Genomic DNA, 23,199 nt, shown 5'->3' with positions numbered 1-23,199 from the left:
AGGAAAACGAAAGCGCGAGTAGCTCATCACCCATCGCGCTTATTAAAAATACACTGTCAGAGGTGACTACACCATCGCTGCCTTCTCTGCCTCAAAGGCAGCCAATATTTTCTCGACAGAAGTCAGTACATCTTCCAGGCTGGTGTGATAATTCAGGATTGAAATCAGCATGGTTTTTGCGCCTTTGTAGCCGGATGTCGACGGATATAAATACCCTTCTTGCTGCAGGCGGTGCACCACCCGCTCTGTCAATACATCACGCGATGCCGCATCTCCCGTGCCAAATTGCACAGAGAATCGGTTCGACACCACTTCATTCAAAATCGTAATACCTTCCACTTCGGCCAGTTGTGCAGCCATCAATTGGGCCAAATCGGTACAGTTATCCAAATGCGCCGCGATACCGGCTTTACCTAATGATTTAAAGGCAGCATATACCGGTACCCCGCGCGCACGGCGTGATGCTGAAATACCAAAGTTAATCGCATTGCGATCAGGCTTGGCCATCGCATCATCGAGGTAATCGCCCATATTGTTGCCGCCCATGGCTGTGGTGATCGCGGATGGATCCTTCACTATCACCATGCCGCAGTCGTACGGCATGTTGAACCACTTGTGGCCGTCAGTATCGATGGAATCGATGCGCTCGATCCCTTTCAACAAATGCTTTTGTTTATCACTGGCAGCAGCCCACAGGCCAATCGCACCATCAACATGGCACCACGCATTCGGGTGTGCCGCCACATAATCGGCAATCTCATCAAACAAATCAAACGCACCGGAATCAATACAGCCCGCTTGTGCACATACCAAGGTCGGCCCTTCACAGTTGGCCATAATGTCACGCAGTGCTTCCGGCAACATACGCAGGTTATCATCGGTCGGCACTTTGATGATGTCGTTCAGGCCGATACCGATCATCGATAGTGCACGCTTAATGGTGGAATGGATTTGATCGCTGAGAACGACATTGATACGCGGCGCACCGTATAAGCCTTGCGTAGCGACATCCCATCCTGCTCGTTGCAACAAGGTGTTACGGGCAGTGATCAGCGCGGTATAAATCGCTTCTTGCGCCCCGGAGGTAAAGCCCACCGCTGAACCTGGCGTTAATCCCAACAATTCCACCATCCATTCTGCGGCGGTTTCTTCCACCACCGCCATCGCAGGGCTAGAGACATAATACGGCACGTTTTGATCCCACGCGCTCACCAACCAGTCAGCGGCAAGGGAAGCTGGCAAAGCGCCACCAATGGCGTAACCGAAGAAACGCGGGCCACCTGATGCAATCAGCCCTGCATCAACGTTTTTCACCATCTCATCAATCACGGCAGCCGGATCGCTCCCTTCAAGCGGCAATGGCCCTCCTAGCGCATGACGTAGTTGCTCTGACGTAGCGACCTGATCGATTTTGCGCTCAGGTAGAGATTCAATGTACGAAACGGCATGCTCACATGAACGTTGAAGCGGGGATTGATACTGATTAAATGCGTGTCCCATGGGACTGTCCTCCGGTCTTTATTGAGGCTTCATCCTATCGTTTTCGAACAGGTGGAATTTACCATTTCACGACAATTCACATTTTCTCTCTTTCGTCTCTATCTCCCCTACCTATAGAACATCATTCATTAAATAACCTATTTAACAATAAGCACGCCGACACCTAAATGCATTTTTGTGATCTTAAGCCACGGAATGTTACGACTGCTTTTTTGTTTCTCTTTCACTGCGTTACATTTCATTACAAATCCCCCCGCAGAGATGACAACCATGAAAAAAACACTCCTTGCAGGCCTGCTAGGCAGCGTATTGGCCGCCCCTTACGCCGTTGCTGCACCCGCTCACGATGCTGTTACTGAACAACAATATGTAACAGAGATGCAGACCATACACCGCATGATGAACGAGCGTATTGAAGAGCTTCGTACTTATGCCAGCGATGAGAAAAATGTCATCCAACGCGATGGTCGTCGCTTTATCATGGTTGATGGCCGTGAATATGAAGTGGGGGAAAATAATCACCTGTACTTTGATATTCCTCGCCCTTTCCATAACGAAGAAATATTCCGCCACATCTTTGGCTTCTTCAATGAAGATTGGGAACTGAGTCTATATGAACGCGGCATGGTTGCGGTGAACCGCATTTACGGTAACTACGATTACGGCAACGGCTGTTTGATGGAATACAACCCATCACGCCCATTCACGGCCGCTGATGGTAGCAAAACACCATTTTCTCTGGAGATCAGCACCTGTCAGGTGGATGAGGGCCGCTCTCACCAAACGTTGCGTTACCTGGGTAAAGGCACCCCAATCACACATGAAACCTTCGGCTACGCACAATCCGGCGATTTCATCCCTGAATCTGTCGCGCTGCACGGTGATAAAGTCTACGTCGGTAACACCCATAGCGGTTTCTCACGCATCGACCGCTATGACATGCGCACGCAAAAAGCCCTACCGCCAATCACAGGCTTTACACTGAACGGTCAGGAAGAAACCTACCGTATCGTGAGTGATGTGACGGAGCACAACGGTCGCCTGTTTGTGGCGTCGTTGTCGTCGAACCGTGTCGATGTGTATGACTTAAATAACAATGACCAAATCATCATGTCACTGGGTACCGGCGTATATTGGGGCGATACATTCTCTACCGCTCTGACGCACCCACACAGCGTGGCCGCTAACGATGACTATGTGTTTGTCGCAGACATTACCGGTAAGATCTCTATCTACAAACAAAGTGATCTCACACTGGCAAACCACAAACGTGCCGCTAAACATGCCTTCTTTGATTTGCCTGAAAGCGACAGCATCTGGCGCAACCTGAAAATGGAAGTGGTAGCGAACGAGCTGATCGTAAGCTTCGACAACAGCAAAACATATGTGTTTGGCATTGATCAGATCGTACCGGGTCAAACGTTGATTCCGGCAAAACAGATCATCGACAAATCACAACGTCGTAACGTGTATGAAGCCCAAGATGGCAGCGTATTCACCGGTACTAGCCAAGGTAAAATCGAAGTCTTTAATAAAGGCGAATTAGAATTTACCCAAGGTGGTGTCGCAGACGCCCCTGCCTTTGAGTTCAACACCTACTACAACGACAAACAAGACAAAGAAATCAGCACGAAGGCAAGCTGGGACTTAGCCGCGAACAACGATACATTGGCGATGCTACAGGACAACACGATCCTGCTGGCGGATATGGAATCGCTAAAAGTCTACGTGAACAATGCACCAGCTTGGGATCCTGTACCCGAGCTTGATCTGAACGCGTCTGACGTCGAGAAAAAACAGCTGTTAACCAACGAAGAAAGCTGGGAAAGTTTGACACAAAACCACGAAGTACGCGTGAATCGCCTACTTTCAGGTAAACAACGTTTGGACAGCCTGGAAATCACCAGCTACGCCGCACAACGTACCCACGATTTAGATGTGGAAGCACGTTTCGGCAAAACTGGCCCATGGATCAAGCTCGGTAACATTAACGAATTAGAACCATTCACGTCCTTCAAGCTGGACCAAACACTGGAAGAGAACGTCTACTACCCAACCACCACTGATGGTCAGTCTGTGACTATCATGGGCCTGAAAGACATCTCTTACATGCCGTCTAATCTGATCGATATTCGTCTGACGTCAGACACAGATACGTTCGTACAGAAAATTACCGATCTGAAGCCAAACTGGCGTCTTCGTTTTGGTACCTACAGCCCGGAAACCCACGGCAACTGGGGGCGCATCTCGGGGCCTTACGCGCGTGAGTGGATGGTGATGATGGCCAACTTTGCTTACATCATGAACAGCCCTGAGTTTGAACACATTTGGTTCAACTACAAAGAAACATGGGGCCAAGGCACGCAAGAGTTCTATGGCAATGCAGGTCCAGTCGACGCGCCAAACGGTAACTTCACCGTTGAAGATTACACACGCGTTTACCAGAACTTCATGAACCGTGATCTGATTGAACTGGGCGTATCCACCATCGGTGGTGGTCTGGGCGGCGGCTCGGTGCTGGGTATTGATACCTGGTTGTTCTACAGCCACTACTACCGTGAAGGTTTTGGTATTTTGGCCCATGAATTCGGTCACGGCTTTGGTAGCCACGACAGTGCATACGCCAATGGTGGGGCAGGCTTCCAACCGTTGATCAGCAATATGCATCACATGATGCTACTGGACAAAACGCTGCCGTACATCGATGACAACATCAATGCCTTCTACACGTCACCACGTGAATTGTTGCACAACGGCATTGCTGAGCACCTACGTGTACCGTTCCCAGAAGGTCACACTAACTGGGCGATTGAGTACTTCAACAATCACCCGATAACAGCGAAATAATCGCCGTTAACGGAAAAAGACAAAGGGTCGCATTAGCGACCCTTTTTATTTCGCGAAACACAACACACCCGTCAGCCGTTCACTGACGCATAACGATTACTGAACTTAGTAAACTGGCGTAATACCTGAGCTACCTGCTCAACGCGGCTGGCGACATCCCCGCGCAATACAATGTACGGCACTCGGCGTTCGTGCAAATCATCCAAAATTTGCTGCTGAAACCACTCACGCTTTTGATTCCCACTGCGATCCCACGTGTCGGCATATGGGATATCAGTATCACAAACAAAAAACAGATCGTAATCCTTCTCTGCCATCAGTGCATCCGCCGTTAATTGCGGCCCTGCACACCCATGATAATCTTTGGCAAACACATAGGTGGTGATCGGGCAAGTATCACAGAACAAGTATTCACGTGCCTGCGGCAACAAAGCGTGTTCTTGTCGCATGTGTTCGGGGGATATCTCCTCAAATTGCGCCAGACTGATCCGCCTGTCTACCTGATGCTCTAACCAATATGTCGCCCCGTATTCGGGCATAAACACCGTATTAAAATGATCGGCTAAAGCTTTTGTCAGTGTCGATTTCCCCGTAGACGGCGCCCCCATAACACACACTTTGGTAATAAGATCACGGTACACATGCGGGCTCATCCATTCCCGCTGAGCAAACGGGTCCTCCCTGATAACCGTCGCCGAAATAGGCACCGTCAGACGCCGCTCATCCACCCGCATATCTTTAGCGCCTAATGCTTTACTCACATGATCGCCATAAAATTCGCTGCTAAAAAAGTGAGTGATATTCAGACCCGCCGTCTTTTCCAAAATAAACGCTTCTTGCACCCGTTTTATTTCCGGTGTGTCACCATAGCCTTCCGGCCCGCCCCACGCTTCTATGATCTTAACTTGCGGAAAACGCTGCGTGATCCACGCGGCACGACGCTTAAGCGGCACGGGGGTTAGATCTGAGGGGTACACCATCACATACAGTTGATCCACCACCTGCAATGCTTGCTCAATCAAATACTCATGGCCTTTATGAAACGGTGAATACTTACCTAATGTCAGGCCAACGCTTTGCTTCTTGGTTTGCATCACGAAGCCTCCGTCGATAATCGAGTCCAACGAATAAAGCCAAAGATACTGTTAGCAAGGAAAAGTGCCCACATCACGATCATACTATCTGCCGCACTACTGTCCGCGATATAACGCATTGACCACAGCACAATCATTAATACATTCAAACTGATGTAGAAAAACCACTGCTCACGGTAACGCAGTACCATCAATAGCGTAGCGACAATGGCGAATTGGTTCGTGATTGCATCCAGAAAAGACAGGTTCTGTCCCGGTAATTGCGACAAAATTGCGTACACAACAGCAGTGCTCACCACCAGCAACCCCATCAGTTGCAAAACTCGCGGTTTACTCAAACGACGCATAGAAACAATCGCCCCATTAGAATGCTTTTTCCACGCTAAATAACCCACAATCCCCATCGGTAAATAGAAGAAAGCATTCAGTGCAAACTCACCATATAACCCTTCGCCAAACGTGAGATAGGCATAGGTCAATGAGTTAACGATACCGATCAAGTGTGATTCTTTGATACCCGACGCCACCAAGGTGACACACAACACTCCACTCACTAACACCAACGATGAGAACATATCGTTATCAGTAAAAAACACCGCGTACATTGTCGCAATGGCGATCAATCCGATGTTCCAACGGCGCACTGCCCGCTGGCTCGATGTATCCATAAGCACGTTACTACTGTTATGCATGTTTGAGATTCCAATTCTCTACGAAATAAAACTGCACAATATCAGAGCCTTATTGGTTAACTGAGCAGATAAAAAGGATTTCTCGGTAGGCGTCACACCCTATGTGTAGGCCCTCTTGAAATGGGGCTATCCGCACAACCAAACAACGTGTCTATGAGCCCCCAGAAAAGTATATTGATGCGTTAAAAGCGCTGTCTGAATCCCATAAATCATGCTTGTCGTTGTACAAGGCAGTAACGAAAAAAGCCCGTTGAATGATTCAACGGGCTTTTGTGTATTAACAGTGCTCACGCCGGCCATAGTGTACGGCGGTCACTGACTTATTGGCAGTCAACCGGTGACGTGTTATCCAGCGGCCAACGGGTTGATTTATCGTTATGATCCAATGGCAAGAAAATCAAATCATCGGATAAATTCACACCGGGGTACTGCTTACCTTGCACATACATGCCTAAAGGCATCGGCGCTTTCGTCACATGCATGGCAGCCTGAGTTTTAGCCAGATCAGAGTAACGTAATCCGGCTAAATCAAACAAGGCACTCCAGTCACGCTGCGTCATGTAGTTTAGCGAGATCAAGAGGAAATCATTACCCGGCATGTAAGACACTTTCTGACCGCCGTACAGTGCGTTGCCTTGGTAATCAAACTCACTGAAACCTAAGCGATCACGGTTAGCCAACCACGATTTTTCATCTACCGCATGACGATCAAACATACGCACATGTTGGTGCAACAAGGTGAAAATGTCGAAGCCATTTTCCAATACCGCACCATTTGGCATTTCCAATTTATGAGCCTGCAAAATCATCTGAATGTAGATGTGAAGCGGGTAATGCGCATCCTTGTTGATTGACCATGACGCCGTGTAACGGTCTCGCCCTTCTGGGTTCGCATACAATGAACAGTTGCCGCGCAATACCACACGTTCACCTTCCGCATTCGTCACGTCATTCACATCTGACATGAAGGCAAAGAACAAATCTTTATCATCATAGGGCGTTGGGATCACTTCCGTGCTTTGATCGGTCACAAAGTGGTAATTCCAACGTTGGTTGAAGGCAAACACGTTATTTTGCGATTCACCTGAACGACGCTGGTATGATTTCCAATTGTTCTTATTCTCTTCTTCTACATAATGAAGATCAATTTCACGTTTTTGTAGACCGTGGCCTAGCTCATGGTTATCCAACCAGCCACGTGGGCTTAATGGCGAACCGGAGTCGTACGGGTTACCGCTACAACCTGAACCACAATGGGCGTTTTGATCGTAGTTAGCATGCTGAATAAACGGACGTGTATGAAGACTGTCATCCAAGCAATCAGCCCCAAACAGTGAGGTACAAATGTTCAGGAACGTTGGCGTGAACGATTCATCCAGTTTTTTGCCTGGCACTTTAAAACCCGCACGGGCGTAAAGCACATCGATGTGCTCTTCACGTGAGGCATTCAGCAAAGCGGCAATCGTCGGGTATGTATCGTTAATACCGTCCAAGAAACGGTCTTTACGTAAGTGTTGCTCGTAACCTTCGGTTTTCACATCCACCTGTGGCAATTCCGTTTCATTCAACATTTGCTCGAAACGCGCAAGTTGCTCAGGGGAATGAATATCATCAATGTACGGGTGTTGTGCCACACCAGAAGCCGTCACCTCAGCAGCCAGTTCACCGTTACCGTTAATGAACGACAGGTAAATCGGCCCACCGTATGGCGTTGACATCGTAACGGCCTCACCGGTTTTCAGAGTCAAACGACGCTGTACATAGGCCTGTTCACTGACACCTTGTGGTGCAAGATACTTTTTGGTGTCCATCATGCGGTTCGCATTTGAACGACGGAAATTGAGCACCACTTGCACATCATGCTCGGCGGCGTCATGACGGGTTAACGTAAACGCTTCGCCCGGCAATGCGTACCAGCCCGTTGCTGTCCACTGGTTGTTAAATGGCACAGAGAATGCTTTACGCTCAGTCACTGTGTCAGGTTTTGCGTAAGGTGTGCCTTTACCGATTTCCAGCTGCGAGCGGTCTAACACAAAATCACCCAAATCGGGCTGCGCGACGTTATTCACACGCGCATAACTCACAATGGAATCCGCGAAGCTGGCTTTTTGCCATTCAGTCACATCCGCCGTCGTCATTGGGTAGTCGATCCCAATGCGATACTTATCCGCCAACAACAGCGCTATTTTCAGTAAGCGATGCGTATCAAGGCTAAACACATCAATGCCGGCTTGGTCGAGCTGAATCACACTTTGACGTAGCCATTGAGTACTGATACCAAAATCACTCGTGTTCAAAGCGGCGCTGGCATCATTCACACATGTTAAGAAGTTGCCGCAAAGCAGGGTTAGCTGCGGATCAAATTCCCCGGTTTCCAAGTCATCCACATAACGCGCCAATGCCAACAGTGGCGCTGGACGGGTTTTTAAGGTCGCTTTTAGCTCGTCAACTGAGAAGTTATCCAACTTTGCGCCAAGGTTATAGTTGGAAGCATAAGTGAACTCACCATACTGCAGCGTGCTCGCCATCATTGGCTGCTTACCGTGTGAGAAGGCAAACGACACAAAGATAGGGATCTTCTTCGCGATCAATTGCTCTAGTTCTCGGTCGGTTTGGTCTGCGCCTTTTTTCTGGCCATCAAATGCACCAAAAATCACCAAATCTGCATCCATGTCTTCAACACACGCATTCATTTGGTCGTAGTCACAGCTTTCTAGCGTATTGATCGTCGCATTCGGCAAATGCGTTTCTAGCCAATTTTTGATGTCACGATAATGGCTGCTTTGCACCTGACTGATGGCAATAGACAAGGTGGATTCAGGTGACAGCGATTGCTGCGTCAACCAAGCGAGGGTATTTTTCACTACCGCATCGGTGTCATTATTGCCGCCTGATAAAAACAGGTTCGAGCCAACAAAGCCAAAACGGTGACCGGCTTTTTCACTCAACGTCATCAAGGTTTTTGATGCATCTTGCCCTGAATGGTCAACATTGGACATTAAAACGGGAAACGACATTTCAGGGTTGTAGCGATCAACCGATACCGACACCTTCGACGGTGTCCAACTCATGCTGGATGGGAGATTGGCCAACAGCATGTCGATATTATCGTCGTGCTGGCTACCCAATCGATGCAGCTCATCACGCATCGCTGACAACAATTCAGACTCAGACGCATACGTGTGATCATCACGTTCAATGGCTAAATCAACACTAGAGGCAAATTGTGCTTCAATCTCACAATCTTGCTGTACGTTGGTGACCTTGTACACATTGCCGTTCAACTCACCGTCACAGCCAACGATGGTTTTCAGGGCATGCCCTTGTGCCGCCGTAACCTGGAACATGTAGTCCGTACCCGCAGCAACGCTCACATTACGTGGTGTCACCGAACCTTGGCCACTCACGGCAACATTCAGCGTGTAATGTTCAGGTTCAATCGGCGGCTCAATGTCACTGTCTGGCACCAATTCCCACGCTTGATCCCACGCGCTGCCTGTACCCGGTGCGTATGCCCAAGCCACACCCGAACACCAAGGCACACTTGGCCCCGGCTTACAGCGGTAGTGTTGGCCTACGTTAAAGACAATATCACCACTTTGATAAGGATGACCTTCTACATACTGTGGATGGTCTGATGGGGGCAGCGGTTGTTGCAGATCTACTTCCGTGACAGATTCCCATGCTTGTTGCCAAGCAGTACCCGTACCGGGGGCGTAAGCCCATGCTGCACCTGAACACCAACCTGCTGTTGCGCCGGTTTTACAACGGTAGAGCACACCGTCACGACTGACGACATCGCCGCCTTTATAGACTTCACCTTCAAGATAAGTAGGGTAACTGTTGAGGCTTGTGGCTGACTGAATGGTCGATGCAGAGGCAAACGCACTGTGTACAGATAATGCCATTGAGACCGACCAAAAGAGTGTTTTTAATTTCATAGTTATCACACGCATTTAGAAGAGCGCGCATTTAGAAGAGCGCGCATTTAGAAGAGCGCGCATTTAGAAGAGCGCGCATTTAGAAGAGCGCGCATTTAGAAGAGCGCGCATTTAGAAGAGCGCGCATTATGCAAATAAACCCAAAATGCACAATTTGACAATTTTATTTCGTGGCTTAATGTCACAAAACTAAAAACGCATCGCCCAACAATGAAAAATAATCACAACAAGGCAAACCCGAAGCGAATACGCCTATTCGTTACACGTCCCTCCTTTTTTACATTACATTCCGTATTCACGCTGTATGCAGGCATCATCATCACTGTAAAATAATTAGCGATAAAATCGCATTGATCTAATTACAATAATGCCATCAATTAATGCTACCGATTAAACCCGCCGCAAAAAGCGACAAAAAATTGTCGACAAACAATGCAAACCACCACGCTTTTCGCCAATAAATAGACACCAACCACTGTTTTTATTGATCTTTAGATATTTGGACTGCATATCACAGTTGTCAATTTGTCTACTTTTATCAATTTAACTATTATCAAAAAAACGAAGTAAACAAACCAATACATTAATGAATAATTACAATGTTATTTTATTAATGACACAATAAATCATAATTATCTTTTATTTTATATTTGGTCAGTCATGAAAATTAAATTATTACCGGCAGTGATAGCATCTCTGCTATCTGTCAACGCATACGCGTCAAACAACGATGCGGAACAACACTATTTCAAAACCACGTCGGAAGCCGTACACCAGAGCATCGTCAATAAGATTGAAGATCTGCGTCGGTACGCATCGGATGATAACAACGTCATCGTTGAAAACGGTGTACGTAAAATCGAAGTCAATGGTGTGAAATACGCCCTGACTGACGACAATTACATTTCGTTCGATATTCCAAAACCCTTCAACAATGAAACCGCCTTCCGCAACGTATTCGATTTCATCGATAGCGATTGGGAACTGAGCTGGTACCACGGCGGCATGGTTGCCGTGAACAAAGTGTTTGGTAACTACGATTACGGCAACGGCTGTTTGATGGAGTACTACCCGAAAGGTACTGTCGATGCCAACGGCCCGACCCATGTTTTGCTAGAAACCACATCATGCAGCGTGAATGACTTTGAAACCACGCAGCAGTACTTCAGTAATGGCACATTCATCACGGCTGAGCAGTTGGATGTGGATGCTCTAGCCATCACGGCCATTGAACGTTACCAAGATAAACTGTACATCACGCAAGATACCAACCCTGCGTTCATCACCATTTTCGATATGACGACACAAACCGTGATCGGCCGTATCGAAGGCATTGACAGCGATCGTGGCTTCCAGGCATACAACCGCATTAACGAGTTGGCTATCCACAATAACCTGCTGTACGTGTCTTCGCTGTCTTCGAACCGTGTTGATATCTTTGATCTGGACAATAACAACAGCTTGGTGCTGTCACTGGGTTCTGGCACCGGTTCATGGGGTGGCGCAAACGGTCTGGTCCACGCTCAATCGTCAGCGGCTACTGATGACTTCGTGTTTGTGACCGATGCACAATCGCGTATTTCTGTGTACCGTCAGCACAATCTGACACCAGAAAACCCTGACTTTGCAAAACGTGCGGGCTTCCTTGCCTATGAAGGGAAATACACCCACCGTAAAGTACAAATGCATACTATTGGCGATCACCTGATCGTCGCGACTGCTGATCGCGGCTATTTCGTCTACGACATGACGAAGGTCGACCAAGCCCTCGCTGATGGCGTGGATTTGGCGGCAGAGAAAGTGGTGTCACTGAATCTGCAAAAAGTGGATCTTGACAACAATACACTGGCTGTCAGCTTTAAAGATCGCATTGAATGGCATGATGCTGCTGCGTTTGCAGCCAATGGTTTTGTATTCGGTGAACCGCTGCGTACCGTGCGTGCCATCAATGGCCAACCGGTTTCTGCACTGAAAGATCTGCACTTTGCTAACAATGAGCTGATCACGGCAAACAGTGAGCGCATTGCGATTAACTACCTGCTGAATAACGAAATTACGTTTGTGGCAGATACCTCTGTGGCACAACAGACCATTGCGTTTAACCAGCTAATGCCAACGTCTGTGACACAGATTCTGGGCAACGATGAACCACACCATGTGTTAATGAACCGCGAGTTGCGCTCCGTTAACATCAACTCATTAGTTCAAACAAAACTGTTGAACAATGAAACGGTACAGATCACCAACTATGCGGCAAAAGAACTGCGCGATATCACGCCAGAGCTAAAACTGAACGGCATCAACAAATGGTTCAAACTGGGCACACTGGATCGCATTCCAGCGTACGCACAGATCACCCTGCCATTGTCTGCATTCAGCACGAATTTCCAATTCAACAGTGCCAATAACGACGGTGTGTTTGATCTGTCTGATCTGTTCACCGCCGACATGGAAGTGAAAGATCTGCTTGAGCACCGTTTCAGCTCTGAAAGTGATGCCTTTGCACAAACACTGTCTCGCCTGAAACCAACGTGGGAAATCCGCTTTGCCGGCACTGCTGACCACAAGTGGCGTGACATGAACGGCCTGTATGCCCGTGAATGGCTGATCATCATGACCAACTTCGCCTACATGGTATCGTCTGACGAATTTAAACACGTGTGGTTTAACTTTGAAGACATCATGGGCTACAACATGCACTCGTACGCGGGTCAAGTCCATGAGCCAGGCGGTTACTTCACCGCTGAAGATTACGATCACTACTACCACAGCATGCTGAAGCGTCCGTTTGTGAACGTGGGTATTACAGCAATGGGTGGCGGTCTGGGTTCTGGCGGCATTACCGGTGTGGATACCTGGATGTTCTACAGCCACTACTACGGCCAGTGGGGCATTATCGCGCACGAATTCGGCCACGGTTTTGACGGTAAGTCTTATGGTCACGGCACCAGCTTCGCGAACGGCGGTAACGGCTGGCAGCCACTGATGACCATGGTTGCTAACTACCACATTCGTAAAGGTGATATGCCTTACATGGATGACAACATCAATGGTTTCTACAAACCAGAAAACGATGCCTACCAGTATGCGGATATCAGCCTAGGTAAGCGTCACTACCGTAGCGACAACCACATGTACCTGCTGGACGAGTACTTCATGACCTTCTCTGACCTGCCTCAGGGTTGGTTCCCGCATGAAGATCGTTTTGCGCCAGAGAGCCTGAACAATCAGGAACGTATGATGCTGGCGAAAATGCCGATTCACGGTGATGACCCGTACCTGTGTCGCTTCGACTACACCACGGAAACAGGCACCACCAAGCTTCACGGCTACGTAGAGCAGTTGGATGATCAGCAATACCGTTGTACCGGTGGTGATGAAATTACATACCGCCTGCCAAGCGGTGAGAAAGTGGCGTTTGCCTCACCCGTGGGTGAGTTTGAATGGCTATCTCTGTACTCTCCAGAGCAAAAAGGTGAGCGCGTAACGACCGTCAATGGTCAGGCACTGTGTGCAATCAACAAAACCGGCTTCTACGGTGTCGGCTTTGTGAACAGCGGTAACCAGTGTACCCAACAGTCTGAAGTGTACTGGTCAAACGGCAGACAGTGGACCTTCTCAAGCGGTTGGATTGACTACAAGTTCCGTTAATCTGATGGCCTGATACACGGTATCAATGCTCCTTTGAAGCGATGCCACTCAAGCGATTGAGTGGCATTTTTTATGCGAGCGCGTTCTGGTAATCCCCTCACCTGCGCGGAGGTCATTTCGTTTCCCTTTCTGCTTACCCTTCCACCCAGACATTTTTAAAGTCCGGCCACGACCAATCGGTCATTTGTACGCCATGCAACGCCCCTTGCCAACGCAGGGTTTGACGGTGATGGAACAACGGCGTCACCCAGTGTTCCGCAATCATAGTGGTTGCCAGTGACTCCAACCTCGGCAAATACCCATTGACCTCGCACTCAGCACGCATCGCGGCTAACGCTTGATCTAACCAGTCATTCACTGCTGCCGGTAATACACAGCGCAACACCGTATTGGAGCAAAACCACCGATACAGCGAGACCGGCAGGTTATCATCCACATGCAGGCTGGTGATGACGATAGCTTCTGTCAGTGGGTGATTCGTCGCCCGTGCCTGTAACGCTGCTAAGGTATACACGTGTACCTCACTGGCGACACCTAACTGACGCAGTTTCTCGCTCAGTATCTGAGCGCAATCCATGATCACTTGATGATCATACACGGCGATATCCATGCGAGCAGGCAACGGAGCAATCGCCTCCTCATCTCCCCAAGCAGACGGCGGCATGACTTTGGTCCAACTCGGCAGCAAATTATACGCCGGCACCGCGACGCGTAATAATTCGGTCAGTGTCTCACCTTGTTGCTGAATCAATGCAGGAGACAAAATACGTGACAAATAACGGCGCTGAGCACTGCTCAACGACGGGGCCACATCTGTGCTGTCGTCGTCGGTCTGTAATCGTGTCCCTTGATTGAACAGTAAGAAAATCCCGCCATTCTCGACCCGCGTTTGCACAGATGAAGGTGACACAGAAGCCTCCTGACGATCCTGCTCTCGGCGACCAAACTCAATACGCTCACTTTGTGGTTGCTCAAACTGCCAAATGGTGACGCTATCGGTCAACGAACGCAGCGCAAAATACTGATCGAACGCGCGCAGACGCAAGCAGCGTTCAGTGTGTTCTTCGATCTGAAATGGTCCACAACCCTGCCCCATACTATTAAATGCAGCATCTTGAAACGTATTGTCTTGGCACTCAGGATGCACCTGCTCTGGCGGCTGAATGGAATAGCGCAGATCCGACAGCAACGCTGCAAAGCTTTTATCCGGGCTCGACAAGGTGACGGTGAGACACAAACGGGTTGCCGTCATGTCACGCACGTGCGCCAACTCCTGCGCGTATTCAGGCAGTGTTTGTAAGCGAGTCAGCAATGCTTTAATAAGTACTGCATCTATAGACTGACCCGAATGGAAAGTCAGGTTCGGGCGAAGGAAAAACTGCCAGACGGTAGCATCATCATTACACTGCCAATGGTGAGCAAGCTGCGATTGCACCTGCCCATGCGCATCGCACTGGGTTAAACAGGCATACACCTGACGCACCAGAAAACGCTCGCTGTTACGCAATGGCAGGTGGGGTAACAATGGCTGCAACACTCGCGGGTAGGTCAATTGAATATGCAGTTGACCTTCGCGTACCGCCACGCCGGAGGTTTGTTGTAACAGAGAACGGAACTGACGCTGATCGCCCGCCAGTAGCGTTAAAGCTTTCTCATACCGCCCCGTTTTAATTGCCGCTTGGGCTAACTGTTGCTTCAATTCCGCCAAGGTGTAGCGCAAATGCAACGTTGAGCGTTGGTTGCGCCCCACTTTCGGCAACCAGGTTAACCAATCGCGCGCGGCTAAATCTTGCAGCAAGGTTCGACTATGGCGCGACGACGTACACAGCCGATCGGCAATCTCCTGTTGTGATATCGCCACATCCTGTTTCACCGGCAACGTCAACAGACGGGCATAATGGCTCAACGCCTTTTCTTCTTTCAATGTCGGAATCCGCCAACAACAAACACTTCCTTATTTTACGATTACCCTGCCATTTCGTACATCAATCAGGCCAAACATTCCTAAAAAGGCATGCTGACCGACAATATTCGGAACAAAAATCAGATTGATTCCGCTCTTTTTCTTCCGCTTTCTCTGATGAATACTGAATGCAGATTTTCTTTGCCTTGTTGATGTGATTCAAACAAGGCGCGCTATTCACACAAGACTATTCATTCACGCAAGCTAAGACAGACGAGGTTCATCACGATGACCGCTTTTCCGCACGATTTTCTCTGGGGCGGCGCGATCGCTGCTAATCAGGTAGAAGGCGCTTTCAATTTAGATGGCAAAGGCTTATCCACCTCCGACATGCTACCGAACGGCATTTTGAGCCCGCACCAAACCCGCGAAGGTCGCACGCCGGGCATCAAAGATCTGGCGATTGATTTCTACAACCGCTATCCGGAAGACATCGCGCTATTCAATGAAATGGGCTTTAACTGTCTGCGCCTGTCGATTGCCTGGACGCGCATTTTCCCGAACGGGGATGAGGAAACACCAAACGAAGCCGGATTGGCCTATTATGATCAGATCTTCGATGAACTGGCGAAATACAACATGACGCCGTTTGTCACCCTGTCTCACTACGAAATGCCTTACGCGCTGGTGGAAAACTACGGCGGTTGGGGCGATCGTCGCTTAATTGCGTTCTTTGAACGTTACGTCACTACCGTGTTCGAGCGTTACAAGGACAAGGTGAAACTGTGGCTAACCTTCAACGAAATCAACATGTCACTGCATGCCCCGTTTACCGGTGTTGGCTTACAGGAAGACGCGTCTGAGCAAGCGATTTATCAGGCCATTCACCACCAGCTGGTCGCCAATGCGATTGCCGTTAACGCCTGTAAGCGCATCATTCCTGACAGCAAAATCGGCAACATGCTGCTGGGTGCCATCAACTATCCGTACACCTGTAACCCGGATGATGTGATTGCCGCCATGCATGAAAACAACAAGTGGCTGTTCTTTGGTGACGTGCAAACCCGAGGCAAATACCCGGGCTACATGCTGCGTTACTTCCGCGAAAACGGCATCACGATTGCGATGGAAGACGGTGACCTCGACACCATTGCGCAAGCCTCGGTCGATTTCATTTCGTTCAGCTACTACGCCAGCGGCTGTGCAAGCGCCGATCCGAAACAAAAAGAAGTCGGCAACATTGTCGACAGCGTGCCGAATCCGTATTTGGAGAAAAGCCAATGGGGCTGGCTGATCGATCCGAAAGGCCTGCGTATTTTGCTGAACTTCCTGCACGATCGTTACCAAAAGCCGCTATTTATTGTGGAAAATGGCTTAGGAGCCATCGATGAATTGGATGAAAACGGCGAGATTCAGGACGATTACCGCATTCAGTATATGAACGATCATTTGGTACAAGCCCGTGAAGCCATGCTGGATGGTGTCGAGCTGATGGGCTTTACCAGCTGGGGGCCTATTGATTTGGTGGCCAACTCCACCGCAGAAATGAAAAAGCGTTACGGCTTCATTTACGTGGATCGCCACGACGACGGCACAGGCACGCTGATCCGCAAACGCAAGAAGAGCTTTTACTGGTACCAAGAAGTGATTAACAGCCGTGGGCAATCACTGACGGTGAAATAACCTCGCCTGTCACGCTCGCGCATAACGCAGCCAACGGTTTACGCCTTTGGCTGCGTTTTCTTTTTCGACCCGATGGCATGTGACGTTTTGGCTAGCTCAGGCAAGGCTTTGGGCAATCGCCACTGCCGAAGACGCGTAATGATAGTTTCATTCTCACCGCTCTCTGCCGTGCCTTTTGTCATGCTTCCTGCCTTACTTTTTGCAGAAACATGTCGCCATAGGCGTTGAAAGCGTGCGGCGTTATCACGGTTTTTCTGGTGTTCAGCCACTCCGTTCTGTTGAAAGGCTTCGCTGTCTTGCTGCCACGTGGGTAGCACCTCGCCAACGTTGGCTTTGGTGATTTCCACCTCACCGACATTTAAGCGCAAACGGCGGTAAATCAAGGTCCGCGCTTGTGCCCATTGCCCTTTTCGTAGCAGTTGCCATAACTGCCACCGCTCCGGTTTGGGGTGCGTCTGAAAGTAACGACGCAATGCCCACAAAATAACAACAAGCACCAACAGAGTGAAAATCACGCTCGCTAAAATGGGCCAGTAATAGGCCAACCACGAACGCCACGTATGGGCAATATGGAATGACTTGCCCGCAACTGTTTCTGTCTGCAAGATTTGATGCTGGGTATCCCACCAATAAAAGGTGTAATCCGGAAACTGAATGTCCCCGCCCATTTGCAGGATATACACCGTTTGCTCGGTACGGCTTGACTGATAATCCCCCCGCGTTTGAGTATCGCTGAGTTGGTGGGGTTGAGCATAAGCCTGATAGTCACGTGATGAGGCAACCGCATGATCGCCGCCGGTCTTTGCTGCCATTAAATCGGGCAGTAATACCGACAAACTGTCTTTTGCCGTGATCGTAATCGTACGGGTCACCGCATCGCCGACATGCAATGTCTCCGTCGATGACTGCCATGTCTGGCTGACATCCGCCTCACTAGCGGTAAACCAAATGCTTTCTTGGGTGAGCAAACCTGACGGTAAGCGGGCGTCAAAGGTTACCGGAGCCGTCTGCACCGTACCACGTACCGACTTGCCATCCTCTCCGGATACCTGCACATTCACGGCAATCGGCGGGATAGTAAACTGGCCGGACTGCTGCGGGTACAAGGTAATTTCCCACCGTTGATGAGACCATGTATGCCCTTGCTCCCGTGTCGTGTAATTAGTGGCTAATTGATTACGTTGCTTGGCAATCACATTGGGGATATCGACGCGGCCGATGCGAGTACCGCCGGTAAACCAGCGCGGCGTAGAAACATCAATGGAGAGGATCACCTGCTCATTCACGCTGAAAGCCGCTTTCTCGCCCTCATCCCCCACCCACGCTTTCACCCGCACACCGGTCTTATCTGAAGCCGCGTGGACACTGACACTCATCAATACCAAAATAAAGAATGCCAACACGACAAACACTCTGACCATCAAAGGCCGATCCAGAACATCTGTCATTCGTGCCATTAGGGCTCACCTCCGTCGTTAGGATCACCCGCCGTGTTCGGATCGTCTTGCTGATCGCGATCGAGCAACTGAAGCTGGAATTTCGCTTTAAGGAAATACTTGGGATCCGCCTCTACCCGCTTAAGCCATTTATCCGCCAAGTCATCACTGCCCAACAATTCACTGGCGCTCAAATGCGCTTTCACCATCAATTCAGCCGAGGTTTTTTCATCTGCCCCTTCTGCCGTTTGAGGCTCATCCCCCAATTCAAATGACTGCTCCGGCCCATCGCTTGAACCCGCCTGACTTTCACTGAACTGATTGATGTCATCCACAATGCCGCTGAGTACCCGATAGTTATGGGCAACGTCGCTTTTTAACGCCGGATCTAAACCGGGTTTATCCAGCATGGTTTTGAGCAAATCACGCGCCGCCACATATTCACGCTGACGGGCTAACGCACTGGCGGCGTAATACTGACCGCGATCAGTGTCCACCTGAATAAACGCGGTGTGTGCAAGCTTAAATTCCCCCGCATAGTAATAAGCGATGCCTTTGCGTAGCGGATCCTCAAAATGCTGCCCTGCCGCCAGATACTCGTTGTGATTGAACAATCGCTGCCCTTGCTGATCCGGCGTGAGCCATAAGTCCCACCACCACTGCGCCGCTTTATCTAACGCGGTCAGCGTCTCAACAGGGTCGGTTTGTTTGGCTTTCATCTCTACCGGTTGGGCATTCACTGCAGGGGCATACAAGAGCGAGGCACTGAACATGGCAGACAACAGCAACGACAGTGACACCATCGCCACCCAACTCCACTGCACCAGCCACCCTCGGCGGAACCACAGCAATAAAATCAGCGCAATCGGGAGCAACAAACCATAGCCCATGTCTTTCCACGGCATGGCCGATTCCCCATTGATCTGCATATTGCGCTCAATATAGCGATTCAGCGCCTCCACATCCGAGCTGTCCACCGTCACTGTCACTACCCGTCCGTTACTGGCACTGGCAAAAGCATCCAGCGCCTTCATATCAACCGGATCTGGGCTGGCCACATCGGGATTGCCCGCTGCCAGAATCAGCAACTGATAGGGATTATTCGCGAAATACTCGCTATAAGCGTCAATAGTACGTTGACTGGCTCCATCGGTGACCAGCAACACCGTGGAACCCGGCGCAGCTTGTAATTGATCCGCAATTAACGGCAATGCCTGCTCAGCGGCCTTGCCTTCAACCGGCATTATCTCCGGCACGATAGCAGCAAGAAACGGGGCAAACACGCGGCTGTCTTGTGTCACCGGCATAGCGATATGAGCCGTACCTGCGTAAACCACCAATCCGGCTTTGCCTCCGTCACGCAAGGCCAATAAATCGCGGATTTTCTGTTTGCTTCGCTCCAGCCGACTGGGCGGTAAATCGGTCTGTAACATGCTTTCGCTGTTATCCAGCACCACTAGCATGGACGCTTTATCTTCCCCAAACGGCGAAGCTTGCCGCTGCCATGTTGGCCCGGCACACACCACAATCGCCAACGTCATGATTAACGCCAATACTTTCAGTGGCAGTTGTTTGCGCCAGCCCTGATCGCCCACCGTTAAGGCACGGCGTAAATGATCGGGCAATATCGACTGCCAACGGGGCTGGCTGTCTTCTCGCCAGCGCCAATACACCACCGCACACAGGGGCAATAACGCCAGCAACCAGTAGGGACGGATAAAATGAAATTGGGTGAAAAACGCCTGGAGACTCTGATTATCCCCAAAAGAGCCATCAACCATGCTGGCCTCCCGTCTCTTTCACTGACTCAGGCTTTACGATACGGGCACGATGACGCTGCACCGAAGCGAGAATAAACGCAGTCAGATAGATAACCACCACCAGCGCGATCAGGTAGTAATGCACACTCTGTTTCGGCCGATAGGTTGTGCTCTCATACAGTTGGGGTTCCAACTTGCCGACCTGCTCGTACGCCTGTGCCAGCTCTTGCCGATTCAATGCCGAGAACGCTTTACCACCGGATAACGCTGCGACCTGATTAATGGTGTCCATATCTAACGCGCTTTCTCCTACCGTGCGCGGATCCCCCATCGCAATCATATAAATACGTACGGATTTCGCCGCTGCCACCTTGGCCGCTTCGACTGGCTCGACAAAACTGCCGGTATCGTTGCCGTCTGTCAGCACAATCGCCACTTGCTCACGGGGCTCGGTGTCACCGGAGGCGAGACGCGATTGCGCGCTTTGCTCAACCACCTTGATGGCCAAGCCCATTGCATCCCCTAAGTGGGTACTTTGCCCTGCCATTGCCACATCGGTTTGTTGCAACAGCGCGAGCCACACAGCTTGGTCTGCGGTAAACGGGGTCTGCACAAAGGCCGCATCCCCAAACAAAATCAAACCAAGGCGATCTCCTTTGCGGGTTTTGGCAAAATCAGCCAACACTTGCTTGGCCGCTGCCAAGCGGGTGATTTGCGCGCCGCTATCCGAGATAAAATCCTTCTCTGCCATTGAGCCTGACAAATCCACCAACACCATCAAATCGCGCCCCATGCGTTCTCGCGTCTGCGGCTCACCCAATACCATCGGCTTAGCGAGCGCCGTCACCAACAACAACCACGACAACACTAAAGCTGCGCGTTGCCACCAACGGGGAGATAATTGACTAGCCCCTCGCGTGGGTTTGGCACCTAATGCCTCTGACAACTGGCGAAAAAACGGCACTTTGGTTGCCAGCTGGCGGGTGCGGTAAGCGGGGATCAAAAAATGCACCAGAAAAGGGAGCGGCAAAATCAACCACCACCACGGATGGGCGAACTCAAATCGCAATCCTGTTAGCAATGACCAGAATAACGAGCTACTCATTGCCGCTCCTTAGCAGAAGGCTTTGGATCCTGTACCTCGGGCATATTGGTGGCACCATCACGCTGACCTAAACGCGGTTCATGCACTTTTATCCAGACGCGACTGGTCGCTAACAACGCCTTTCCTTCTGATGCATCTAGCGTGATAGTCGGGTTGACTAAAGACTGCATCCACCGCTGCCCCAATGCCGTATTAAAACCACCTTGGGAATGGGGCGTATAGCGATCCAGTTGCTGTAAAAAAGGCACACCAAACAGTGAGGCATGGCGACTGTCGAGATAAACCAACACCGTTTTCAACACCCGAAACAACGCCTGACTGCGCTCACCGGGCGTCATCTTTTGCGTATTGCCGAGCGTGTCCAGCGCCGCTAAGGCTTCCGTCCGGTAACGGTTTTGCCACCAGACCCACACGCGGCGATAGATCATGTAAGCCAGCCATAAAACCACTATCACGCCAAGCACTTGCCACCCTACTGTTTGTGGCCACAGACTGACACTGTCCGGCACCGGTACTTCGTGCATCTCGCGCAACATGTAACTACTGGGTGGCGTATGTTCCGATGACTGCGCGATAGCCTTCGATGTAGTGAATGCCATTGTCAGAGTGAAAAGCTTCATCCGCGCTCTCCCACAGCCTGGCGAAAACGGTTTAAATGATCGCCGGACGTATCCAAGGCGATGTGTGGCAAGCGCTTCATTGCCATCAGGCGCCGTAAAGCATCACGCTGCTGATCCGCCTGCGCCGTCAGGTACTCGCTGGCTTGTTCCACTTTTGCCTGCGAGTCGAGATTCATTTGGTATTGCCCATCCCCAATCACCCAATTGGCTTTCGCCAAGGACGACGGCAACGCCTGTTCAAGGGGATCGCTGATCTGCACCGCCAGCACATCGTTATGCTGTTGCCATTGTTTCAGTTGCTCTAACATGGCCTCATCACAGTCATGCCAGTCACTGATGATCACCAAGGTCGACTGTTTCAGGCGCATCCGCCCCAATTGGGTAAGCCAATGTGAAAAACTGACGTGTTCACTGTCTTGCGAACGCACATTGAGCGCTTGATTGGCTTGGCTCAGCACCCGTAATTGGCGCAGCACTTCATGTTGGGTGCGCTGAGACGGGCTGATATGCAGACGTTGGCTGTCAGCAATCAAAAAGCCCACCCGATCACCGTCTTTAAGGATCCGCCATGCACACATCGCCGCAATGTCTGCCGCGACCACAGATTTCATCACCGACGTTGAAGAGAAAAACATGCTACTGCGTTGATCCACACAGAGGATCACATTGCGATCTTTCTCCTCGGTATAGCTGCGCACATGGGGCTTGCCCGTTCGCAACGTCACTTTCCAGTCCAGATTGCGAATGTCATCACCTTGCTGATAATGGCGCAGCTCTTCAAAATTCAGTCCTCGGCCACGAAACCGAGACTGATGACGACCAGACAGCACACTGCCGGCTTTCAAATGCGGCAACAAACTGAATGACATCGCCTGCGATTGCAGACGCACCAACCGGGCATAATCGCAATACAAACGCGGGTCGAGATCTTGAGAACGTGGCGCTATCGTGGGTCTGGCCATATTCT

Annotated in this window: 13 protein-coding genes; 3 read left to right on the top strand and 10 right to left on the bottom strand. The window is 50.2% G+C overall.

Annotated features, from left to right (window positions below):
• Positions 1 to 66: 66 nt before the first annotated feature.
• Complete coding sequence (locus ACSF8W_RS06255; protein ID WP_500846009.1) at positions 67 to 1,500, bottom strand: pyridoxal phosphate-dependent decarboxylase family protein; 1,434 nt, start codon at positions 1,498 to 1,500, stop codon at positions 67 to 69.
• Positions 1,501 to 1,770: 270 nt separating this feature from the next.
• On the opposite strand from ACSF8W_RS06255, the gene ACSF8W_RS06250 reads away from it, so the two are divergent.
• On the top strand, positions 1,771 to 4,347 hold the full coding sequence (locus ACSF8W_RS06250; RefSeq protein ID WP_500846008.1) for a YncE family protein: 2,577 nt from the start codon (positions 1,771 to 1,773) through the stop codon (positions 4,345 to 4,347).
• A gap of 71 nt (positions 4,348 to 4,418) precedes the next feature.
• Here ACSF8W_RS06250 and ACSF8W_RS06245 read toward each other — a convergent pair whose 3' ends face one another.
• The 3 genes from ACSF8W_RS06245 to ACSF8W_RS06235 all read right to left on the bottom strand — a co-directional run bounded on the left by ACSF8W_RS06245 (position 4,419) and on the right by ACSF8W_RS06235 (position 10,041).
• Entirely contained in the window at positions 4,419 to 5,441 is a 1,023-nt protein-coding gene (locus ACSF8W_RS06245) for an AAA family ATPase (protein ID WP_500846673.1), read from the bottom strand.
• A complete protein-coding gene (gene pnuC, locus ACSF8W_RS06240) occupies positions 5,441 to 6,133 on the bottom strand; it encodes a nicotinamide riboside transporter PnuC (RefSeq protein WP_500846007.1) in 693 nt (230 codons plus the stop codon). Before pnuC ends, ACSF8W_RS06245 begins: the two co-directional genes overlap by 1 nt.
• 320 nt (positions 6,134 to 6,453) lie before the next feature.
• A complete protein-coding gene (locus ACSF8W_RS06235) occupies positions 6,454 to 10,041 on the bottom strand; it encodes an ImpA family metalloprotease (RefSeq protein ID WP_500846005.1) in 3,588 nt (1,195 codons plus the stop codon).
• 693 nt (positions 10,042 to 10,734) lie between these two features.
• On the opposite strand from ACSF8W_RS06235, the gene ACSF8W_RS06230 reads away from it, so the two are divergent.
• Entirely contained in the window at positions 10,735 to 13,725 is a 2,991-nt protein-coding gene (locus ACSF8W_RS06230) for an LVIVD repeat-containing protein (protein ID WP_500846004.1), read from the top strand.
• 133 nt (positions 13,726 to 13,858) lie between these two features.
• Here ACSF8W_RS06230 and ACSF8W_RS06225 read toward each other — a convergent pair whose 3' ends face one another.
• Complete coding sequence (locus tag ACSF8W_RS06225; RefSeq protein ID WP_500846003.1) at positions 13,859 to 15,649, bottom strand: SgrR family transcriptional regulator; 1,791 nt, start codon at positions 15,647 to 15,649, stop codon at positions 13,859 to 13,861.
• Between the two features lie 267 nt (positions 15,650 to 15,916).
• Here ACSF8W_RS06225 and ACSF8W_RS06220 point away from each other — a divergent pair, with 267 nt between their 5' ends.
• Positions 15,917 to 17,311 (top strand): glycoside hydrolase family 1 protein, encoded by a 1,395-nt coding sequence (locus ACSF8W_RS06220; RefSeq protein WP_500846001.1) that lies wholly within the window; start codon positions 15,917 to 15,919, stop codon positions 17,309 to 17,311.
• 38 nt (positions 17,312 to 17,349) lie between these two features.
• On the opposite strand, the gene ACSF8W_RS06215 is transcribed toward ACSF8W_RS06220, so the two are convergent.
• From ACSF8W_RS06215 to ACSF8W_RS06195, 5 genes are read right to left on the bottom strand one after another with little or no spacing between them, the layout of a single operon-like run.
• Positions 17,350 to 18,768, bottom strand: coding sequence for a BatD family protein (locus ACSF8W_RS06215; protein ID WP_500845999.1), 1,419 nt, complete (start codon positions 18,766 to 18,768; stop codon positions 17,350 to 17,352).
• A complete protein-coding gene (locus tag ACSF8W_RS06210) occupies positions 18,768 to 20,528 on the bottom strand; it encodes a vWA domain-containing protein (protein WP_500845997.1) in 1,761 nt (586 codons plus the stop codon). Before ACSF8W_RS06210 ends, ACSF8W_RS06215 begins: the two co-directional genes overlap by 1 nt.
• A complete protein-coding gene (locus ACSF8W_RS06205) occupies positions 20,521 to 21,612 on the bottom strand; it encodes a VWA domain-containing protein (RefSeq protein WP_500845995.1) in 1,092 nt (363 codons plus the stop codon). The genes ACSF8W_RS06210 and ACSF8W_RS06205 overlap by 8 nt, the downstream gene beginning before the upstream one ends.
• A complete protein-coding gene (locus ACSF8W_RS06200; protein WP_500845993.1) occupies positions 21,609 to 22,232 on the bottom strand; it encodes a DUF4381 domain-containing protein in 624 nt (207 codons plus the stop codon). The genes ACSF8W_RS06205 and ACSF8W_RS06200 overlap by 4 nt, the downstream gene beginning before the upstream one ends.
• Positions 22,229 to 23,194: a DUF58 domain-containing protein gene (locus ACSF8W_RS06195; RefSeq protein ID WP_500845991.1), complete on the bottom strand. Its 966-nt coding sequence runs from the start codon at positions 23,192 to 23,194 to the stop codon at positions 22,229 to 22,231. The genes ACSF8W_RS06200 and ACSF8W_RS06195 overlap by 4 nt, the downstream gene beginning before the upstream one ends.
• Between the last annotated feature and the right edge of the window lie 5 nt (positions 23,195 to 23,199).

The sequence above is a fragment of the Photobacterium sp. 270122K genome, assembly GCF_059941365.1.
Note: the sequence above shows the minus strand (reverse complement) of the source record. Positions and strands in the feature narration are given on the sequence as shown.

What these genes read in the sequence shown, in the direction of transcription:
- ACSF8W_RS06255 (WP_500846009.1), bottom strand. Translation starts at nt 1,500, where the DNA reads ATGGGACACGCATTTAATCAGTATCAATCCCCGCTTCAACGTTCATGT.
- ACSF8W_RS06250 (WP_500846008.1), top strand. Translation starts at nt 1,771, where the DNA reads ATGAAAAAAACACTCCTTGCAGGCCTGCTAGGCAGCGTATTGGCCGCC.
- ACSF8W_RS06245 (WP_500846673.1), bottom strand. Translation starts at nt 5,441, where the DNA reads ATGCAAACCAAGAAGCAAAGCGTTGGCCTGACATTAGGTAAGTATTCA.
- pnuC (WP_500846007.1), bottom strand. Translation starts at nt 6,133, where the DNA reads ATGCATAACAGTAGTAACGTGCTTATGGATACATCGAGCCAGCGGGCA.
- ACSF8W_RS06235 (WP_500846005.1), bottom strand. Translation starts at nt 10,041, where the DNA reads ATGGCATTATCTGTACACAGTGCGTTTGCCTCTGCATCGACCATTCAG.
- ACSF8W_RS06230 (WP_500846004.1), top strand. Translation starts at nt 10,735, where the DNA reads ATGAAAATTAAATTATTACCGGCAGTGATAGCATCTCTGCTATCTGTC.
- ACSF8W_RS06220 (WP_500846001.1), top strand. Translation starts at nt 15,917, where the DNA reads ATGACCGCTTTTCCGCACGATTTTCTCTGGGGCGGCGCGATCGCTGCT.
- ACSF8W_RS06215 (WP_500845999.1), bottom strand. Translation starts at nt 18,768, where the DNA reads ATGGCACGAATGACAGATGTTCTGGATCGGCCTTTGATGGTCAGAGTG.
- ACSF8W_RS06210 (WP_500845997.1), bottom strand. Translation starts at nt 20,528, where the DNA reads ATGGTTGATGGCTCTTTTGGGGATAATCAGAGTCTCCAGGCGTTTTTC.
- ACSF8W_RS06205 (WP_500845995.1), bottom strand. Translation starts at nt 21,612, where the DNA reads ATGAGTAGCTCGTTATTCTGGTCATTGCTAACAGGATTGCGATTTGAG.
- ACSF8W_RS06200 (WP_500845993.1), bottom strand. Translation starts at nt 22,232, where the DNA reads ATGAAGCTTTTCACTCTGACAATGGCATTCACTACATCGAAGGCTATC.
- ACSF8W_RS06195 (WP_500845991.1), bottom strand. Translation starts at nt 23,194, where the DNA reads ATGGCCAGACCCACGATAGCGCCACGTTCTCAAGATCTCGACCCGCGT.